Genomic DNA, 6,572 nt, shown 5'->3' with positions numbered 1-6,572 from the left:
TCCGCCGGATTCCATTCCACAGTGCGATCGTCGAGCCAGGTGAATGACCCGGACGCCCGATCGGACATGCCTGCGGGTGTGACCGTGATTGCCCGCTCCGTGGCGGCGCGATTGTCGACCGCGTCGGTAAAGGTCACGGTGACCGGGTGGACCACGCCGACCGTTTGACCCGGTCCGGGTGACACGCTCGCGACTGTTGCCGGCGCAGTTGAGACGGCTGAGCCTGAGGCGACCGGTACGACTGTCGACAGCCCCGTGAGCATGACGAAAGCGGCGATCACCGCCCCGAGACGTCGCATGAACCTGCGCGGGAACTGAGTTCGCTGCAGACGGGCGCTGAGCACATTGCCATCCTAATGCCTGTTCGGCGCGGGCGGTGAAGTCGCGCTCTGAATCTGGACTTTTCTTGTTGGTTGTCTCTGATCTGCTATCGAAATCGGGTGTCAGAACGTTTCATGGCGCGTCCAGCACGGCCGGGTAGCGCCGCGAAGGGCCGCGCGCGACGGTCCGCAGGCTGGTTTGCGTGCCCTGGTTTGTGGGCCCTTGGTTCGTGGGTCCTTGGTTCGTGGGTCCTTGGTAGGTGGCTATACGTTCTGACAGCCGATGGGGACAGCGCTGCTGTGGCAGCGGTCGCCGGGCTTACATCGCGGCGACGGAGAGCGCGGCACCGTGCGGTGCCTGCCGCCACTACGGCAGCGGCGCTCCGGGCGGCGGGGGCACGTCCGCTGGCGGTTCGTCAACGCCGGAGAGCCGATCCCGAATCCGCTGCACCAGGCCGGGCGGTTCCTGCGGCGGGACCGCGTCCGGTGTCATCAAGTCGGGCGGCGCGGCGCCGATCGGTGCCGGCGGCACGTCCAGCGGGGGCAGGGCGGCGGGGACTTCGGGTTCCAGCCTCATTTCTGCCGCGAGCGCTGCTTCCTGAGAAATCTGCCGAGCATCCGGGACCGGGGCGGCCAGCGGTGTCGGTAGCTGCGCTACCTCGGCAGGCGCTACTTCGGCAGTGGGTGGCTGCGCTCCCTCGGGGGCAGCGAGAGGTGCGGCCTCAAGCTTCGGCGCCGACTGCTGCGGCGGCGCGGGCGCAGTGCCCCGGACCGCGACGGGAGTGCGCGCGGACGCGTCGATGGTCGCGCGAGCCTGCGGGTCGGATCGCTCGGGGGCGGCCTGCAGGGCCAGTGCCGCCGAGGCTGACGCCACGAAGGTGACGACTCCGGCGGCCAGTGCGGCTGCCGGGCCCACCTGTGTGCGGTGGCGGGCTCCACGTCGCAGGGGGGTGGGCTGCTCGGTATCGGCAGTGAAGTTCCCGGCGGAGTCCCCGGCGCTACTCCCGGCGCTGTCGAAGAGGCCATCCCCGACGACAGCCCGGACCGAGTTGTCGAACCTGAATTCCGCATTCTGGGCGCACGCCAAGGCCGCGCCGCGCGCCAGCGCGAGCTTCGCCTCGGCGGGGGTGAACACGGGCACCGACAGCGCCTCCTGGAGGATGGGCCGCAGTCCGTCGAGATCCTCGGCGGAGCCGACGAGCACGAGCGCTTCGGGTCGCCAGTCGGCCATGGTGAACACCGTGCTCAACCAACCGGCGAGATCCTGTTCGGTAACCACAGAATGGTTGACCGCGGTCTGCACAGCGCCCTGCTGGGTCTGCACCACCAGCGCGATGAGGTGTTCGGGTTCGATGACGCAGACCGCCGTGGTCCGATAGCCGGCGACCTCGGCGATGCCCCGGGCCAGCGCATCGGTGGCTTCTGACAGCCGAACCGGGACGATGTTGCCGAAGCCGGAATCGCTCAGCGACTTCAGCAACAGTGCAGCCTCGGCGTCGGCCTTGTCGCTCCAGGTCACGCCGATGGATTGCACTCGGTGTCCACGGTCTGCAGCGATCGCCTCGGCGCGCAGGACCGCCTCAATCGCCTGTTCAGATGCCTGAACCGCATTCCACGACCCGCTGGCGTCGACCTCGAATCCTGTGCCGTCCATCGTTTCGCCGTCGGAATCCTGCCCCTGCACCAAAACCAAACCGACGGCAGAAGGTGTCACCGATAAGCCCAGTACCGCGTCCACAAAACACTCCTTTGGTCGCCCTCGGTCCCCCGACGGGTCCATATGACGCAATCTCGGGAGACCATACCCGTTACCTCCCCGTAACCTGTAATTGCACATCTGTTGAATCAGCTGGGGGCTTCTTCGGCCAGGATTTCACTCAGTAGCTGCGGTTCGATGTTCCCGCCGGACAGGATCACAACGGTGGGTCCCGACGGAGTTGAGCCCTGACGGTAGCCAGCCAGCGCGACCGCTCCGCTGGGTTCGCTGACCAAATGGCCACGGTGTGCCAATTCACTTACCGAGGAACGGATTTCACGCTCCGACACGGTGATCATCCCGTCGAGGACCTGCTCTAGATGGGCGAACGTGAGAGCCGAAGGTTGTGAGCGCAATCCGTCGGCGATAGTGCGGTTGCGATCCTCGACCGGCCAGTTCACCCGGTGGCCCCGAGCCAGGCCTTCGGTGGCATCAGCGGCCAGCTCAGGCTCGACCCCGAAGATCTTGGCTTGCGGGCAGAGTGCCCTGAGCGCGATGCCGATGCCCGAAGCGAGTCCGCCGCCACTGACCGGAATCAGAACAGTGCGCACCAACGGCAGGTCAGCGGCTATTTCTAGGCCGATAGTGCCTTGCCCGGCGATGACGTCGAGATGGTCGAAGGGGGGAATCATCAGGCCGCCGGTCTCGGCGGCGATCCGGGCTGCCACGGTTTCCCGTTCGCCTGCGGCGCACAGCACGACGTTCGCTCTGTACTCGCGGGTCGCATGCACCTTGACCCTGGGGGTTTCCTCGGGCATCACGATGTGGGCGGGCAGCCCGTAGTTGGCTGCCGCGTAGGCCACCGCCTGGGCATGGTTGCCGCTCGAGTAAGCCACGACCGCGGCCGGTTTCGCACCTCCGGAGGTGGCGACAGCCACGGCGTTGAAGGCGCCCCGCGCCTTGAATGCGCCGACGGGCTGTAGGTTTTCGGGTTTGATGTACAGGGGTCGATCGCCGTCTCCCCACCGCGCCGCCAGTAGCGGAGTGCGCACGACATGGGGTCGGATCCGTTCGGCAGCAGCGCGGATGTCATCGATCGTCACGAGCTTCATAGCCTGAGTCTCATACACGCTGCGCCGAAGTGGGCTCGACGATGGCGGATTTGCCCCCATTAGGGTGAGCGCTGTGAGCGCGTATTCGCTACCGATTGTGCCGCGGTACGCCGAGATCGACCAACAGGGTGTGGTGTTCAACGCTCACTATCTGACCTGGTTCGATGAGGCGTGCACCGGGTTCCTCGATGATCTGGGGGTCGGCTACCCAGATCTGGTGACGGGTGGCTATGACTTCCAGGTGGTGCACAGTGAGATCGACTTCCTGGCCTCAGTCCGGTGGCGCGACGAGGTGCGGGTCACCGCGGAGTGCACGCGGATCGGCTCGACGAGCTTCACGGTCGCGTTCGGCGTTCGCCGGAGGGCCCCCGGCGCCGACGAGCAGATCGCCATACGAGGACACAACGTCTATGTCGTGGTGTCGACCGTGGACTGGGCGAAGCGGCCGATTCCCCCGACGCTGCGAGAAGCACTAAAACGTTCGGCAACTAGCTGATATCGAGCAGTTCGTGGACTTGATCAGCGGTACGGTCTTCCCATGGGCCACGATCACGACCATCGCCGCGAGATTCCGCCGGGGATGGCGGAGCAACTCGACCTGGCTTACGCCGGTTTGGTGTCTTTTGGTCACCGTCCCCTGCTCACCGAGGTCGAACAACTCGACGCGTGGAAACCGGATGTGGCCATCGTCGGCGCCCCCTTCGACATCGGGACCACCAATCGGCCGGGGGCGCGGTTCGGTCCGCGCGCGATCCGCGCGACGGCCTACGAACCGGGCACCTACCACCTGGACCTCGGACTGGAGATCTTCGATTGGTTGGAGGTCATCGATTTCGGCGACGCGTATTGTCCGCACGGTCAAACCGAATTGTCGCACAACAACATTCGCGAACGCGTTCATACCCTCGCCGAGCGCGGCATCGTCCCGGTGATCCTGGGCGGTGACCATTCGATCACCTGGCCGGCCGCCACCGCGGTCGCCGACGTGCACGGGTACGGCAACGTCGGCATCGTGCACTTCGACGCTCACGCCGACACCGCAGACGAGATCGAGGGCAACCTCGCCAGCCATGGCACGCCGATGCGCCGGCTGATTGAATCGGGCGCCGTACCGGGCACGCATTTCGTTCAGGTCGGCCTGCGCGGATACTGGCCTCCCCAGGACACGTTCGAGTGGATGCTCGAGCAGGGCATGACCTGGCACACCATGCAGGAAATCTGGGACCGCGGCTTCAAGGAAGTCATGCGCGGTGCGGTAGGCGAGGCCCTCGCCAAAGCCGACAAGCTCTACGTTTCAGTGGACATCGACGTGCTCGATCCGGCGCACGCGCCGGGCACCGGTACCCCAGAGCCCGGTGGTATCACCAGCGTGGACCTGCTCCGAATGGTCCGTCAACTGTGTTACGAGCACGACGTCGTCGGCGTCGACGTCGTCGAGGTGGCACCGGCCTATGACCATGCCGAACTGACGGTCAACGCCGCCCACCGGGTGGCGTTCGAGGCACTTGCGGGAATGGCCGCTCGGCGCAGGGATGCGGCCCAGGCTGAGCCCGGGCCGCCCGCGCGGTCGTATCGAGATCCCAATCACCCGGCATAACATGGATGCAGGCCGCGCATAATCGAGCGGGAGAGGAGCACCACGATGCAGGGTTCGGTGACGGTGTCCATGGCGGCACCAGCGGAGCGCATTTGGGAGTTGATCGCCGACATTCGCAACACCGGAAAGTTCTCTCCGGAGACGTTCGAGGCGGAATGGCTTGACGGCGCCACCGGGCCCGCGCTGGGCGCAAAATTCCGGGGGCACGTTCGGCGCAACGAGATCGGCCCGGTCTATTGGACGACCTGCCGGGTCACCGCCTGCGAGCCCGGCCGGGAGTTCGGATTCGAGGTGCTCGCCGGTGACCGGGCGGTCAACAACTGGCATTATCGATTGACACCGTCGGGTTCGGGCACCGAGGTCACCGAGTCGTTCCACCTGATCGAGAACCCGCTGGTGGCGCTGTATTCGTTGCTGGGGGGTCAGCTCCGCCGGCGCCGCAACATTCGGGATATGCGTAAGACGTTGGAGCGCATCAAGGCGGTCGCAGAGGGTTGATATTCGGCCACGAGGCCGGACCGGAAGGCTAGGCTTGGCGGGCATGGGCGTGAGATTGGGTGTCACCCGAACCAATGGGATCCCGCCGCCTGAAATCCCGCTGCGTGACATCGACCTGGGAAGTTGGGACTTCTGGGGCCTCGACGACGACATCCGCGACGGCGCGTTCGCCACTCTGCGCCGCCAAGCGCCGACCACGTTCCACGAGGCATTCGTCCTCAACACGGGCGCAGAGGTCGCCGGGCACTGGGCACTCACCCGCTACGACGACGTGTTCTATGCCAGCCGACACCCTGAGATCTTCAGCTCGGCACTCGGCATCACTATCGGTGACCAGAGCCCCGAGCTCAATGAATATTTCGGCTCGATGATCGCGATGGACGACCCACGGCACGGTCGGCTGCGCAACATCGTCCGCAGCGCGTTCACTCCGAGAGTGCTTGCGCTCATCGAGGATTCGGTGCGGCGACGCGCAGGTCGACTGGTCGAGGAGATGGTCGCCGCCCATCCGGACGGGCACGGTGAACTGGTTTCGGAACTGGCCGGCCCGCTACCGCTGCAGGTCATCTGCGACATGATGGGCATACCCGAGCAGGACCATGCCCAGATCTTTCATTGGACGAACGTGATCCTGGGCTTCGGCGACCCCGGCATCGCGACGGATTTCGACGATCTCGTCTCCGTGGCAATGGCGATCGGCGCGTACGCCAAAGGGCTCGCCGAGGATCGTCGGGAACGCCCCTGCGACGATCTGACGACCAGCCTGGTCGAGTCGGAACTCGACGGTGAGCAGCTGAGCTCGGCGGAGGTGGCCTCGTTCTTCATTCTGCTGGTGGTCGCGGGAAACGAGACCACTCGCAACGCCATCAGCCACGGTGTACTCGCACTCAGCCGCTATCCCGAGCAACGCGAACTGTGGTGGTCGGCCTTCGACGCCGTAGCGCCCACCGCGGTCGAGGAGATCGTCCGGTGGGCCTCACCTGTGGCATACATGCGTCGCACCCTTACCCGCGATACGGAGCTAAGCGGCGTGAAAATGTCTGCGGGAGAAAAAGTTACGCTGTGGTACAACTCAGCCAACCGCGATGAGTCCAAGTTCGTCGATCCGTGGATGTTCGACGTTCGCCGGCAGCCGAACCCACATCTGGGGTTCGGTGGTGGCGGTGCCCATTTCTGCCTAGGTGCCAATTTGGCGCGCCGGGAGATCGCGGTGGTGTTCGAGGAACTGCACCGTCGGGTTCCCGACATCCACGCGACCGAGGAACCCGATCGGCTGCATTCGGCCTTCATCCATGGGATCAAGCGGCTGCCGGTGGCCTGGAGCGTGTAGCAGCCCGGTCGTCGTCTAG

The 6,572-nt window shown here is 65.7% G+C and carries 7 protein-coding genes; 4 read left to right on the top strand and 3 right to left on the bottom strand.

All coding sequences use genetic code 11. The features are described 5' to 3' along the window. The 3 genes from ACPGXI_RS14180 to ACPGXI_RS14170 form a co-directional block, all read right to left on the bottom strand. The coding region (locus ACPGXI_RS14180) for an Ig-like domain-containing protein (RefSeq protein WP_526653948.1) at window positions 1-344 on the bottom strand (344 nt) is incomplete at its 3' end. A 343-nt stretch (window positions 345-687) separates the two neighbouring features. Further along, window positions 688-2,058: a DUF7159 family protein gene (locus tag ACPGXI_RS14175; RefSeq protein ID WP_526653946.1), complete on the bottom strand. Its 1,371-nt coding sequence runs from the start codon at window positions 2,056-2,058 to the stop codon at window positions 688-690. A 107-nt stretch (window positions 2,059-2,165) separates the two neighbouring features. Next, entirely contained in the window at window positions 2,166-3,128 is a 963-nt protein-coding gene (locus tag ACPGXI_RS14170; RefSeq protein WP_526653944.1) for a threonine ammonia-lyase, read from the bottom strand. 73 nt (window positions 3,129-3,201) lie between these two features. Between ACPGXI_RS14170 and ACPGXI_RS14165 the strand changes: the two genes are divergently transcribed. From ACPGXI_RS14165 to ACPGXI_RS14150, 4 genes are read left to right on the top strand one after another with little or no spacing between them, the layout of a single operon-like run. Further along, on the top strand, window positions 3,202-3,624 hold the full coding sequence (locus tag ACPGXI_RS14165; RefSeq protein WP_526653942.1) for an acyl-CoA thioesterase: 423 nt from the start codon (window positions 3,202-3,204) through the stop codon (window positions 3,622-3,624). 42 nt (window positions 3,625-3,666) lie between these two features. Next, window positions 3,667-4,725 (top strand): agmatinase, encoded by a 1,059-nt coding sequence (gene speB, locus ACPGXI_RS14160; RefSeq protein ID WP_526653940.1) that lies wholly within the window; start codon window positions 3,667-3,669, stop codon window positions 4,723-4,725. A gap of 45 nt (window positions 4,726-4,770) precedes the next feature. After that, window positions 4,771-5,223, top strand: coding sequence for an SRPBCC family protein (locus ACPGXI_RS14155; protein WP_526653938.1), 453 nt, complete (start codon window positions 4,771-4,773; stop codon window positions 5,221-5,223). A 43-nt stretch (window positions 5,224-5,266) separates the two neighbouring features. Continuing rightward, window positions 5,267-6,553, top strand: coding sequence for a cytochrome P450 (locus ACPGXI_RS14150; protein WP_526653936.1), 1,287 nt, complete (start codon window positions 5,267-5,269; stop codon window positions 6,551-6,553). The last annotated feature ends 19 nt before the right edge of the window (window positions 6,554-6,572 follow it).

Origin of the sequence: Mycobacterium sp. (assembly GCF_049608025.1) — a bacterium.
Taxonomy (GTDB): domain Bacteria; phylum Actinomycetota; class Actinomycetes; order Mycobacteriales; family Mycobacteriaceae; genus Mycobacterium.
Note: the sequence above shows the minus strand (reverse complement) of the source record. Positions and strands in the feature narration are given on the sequence as shown.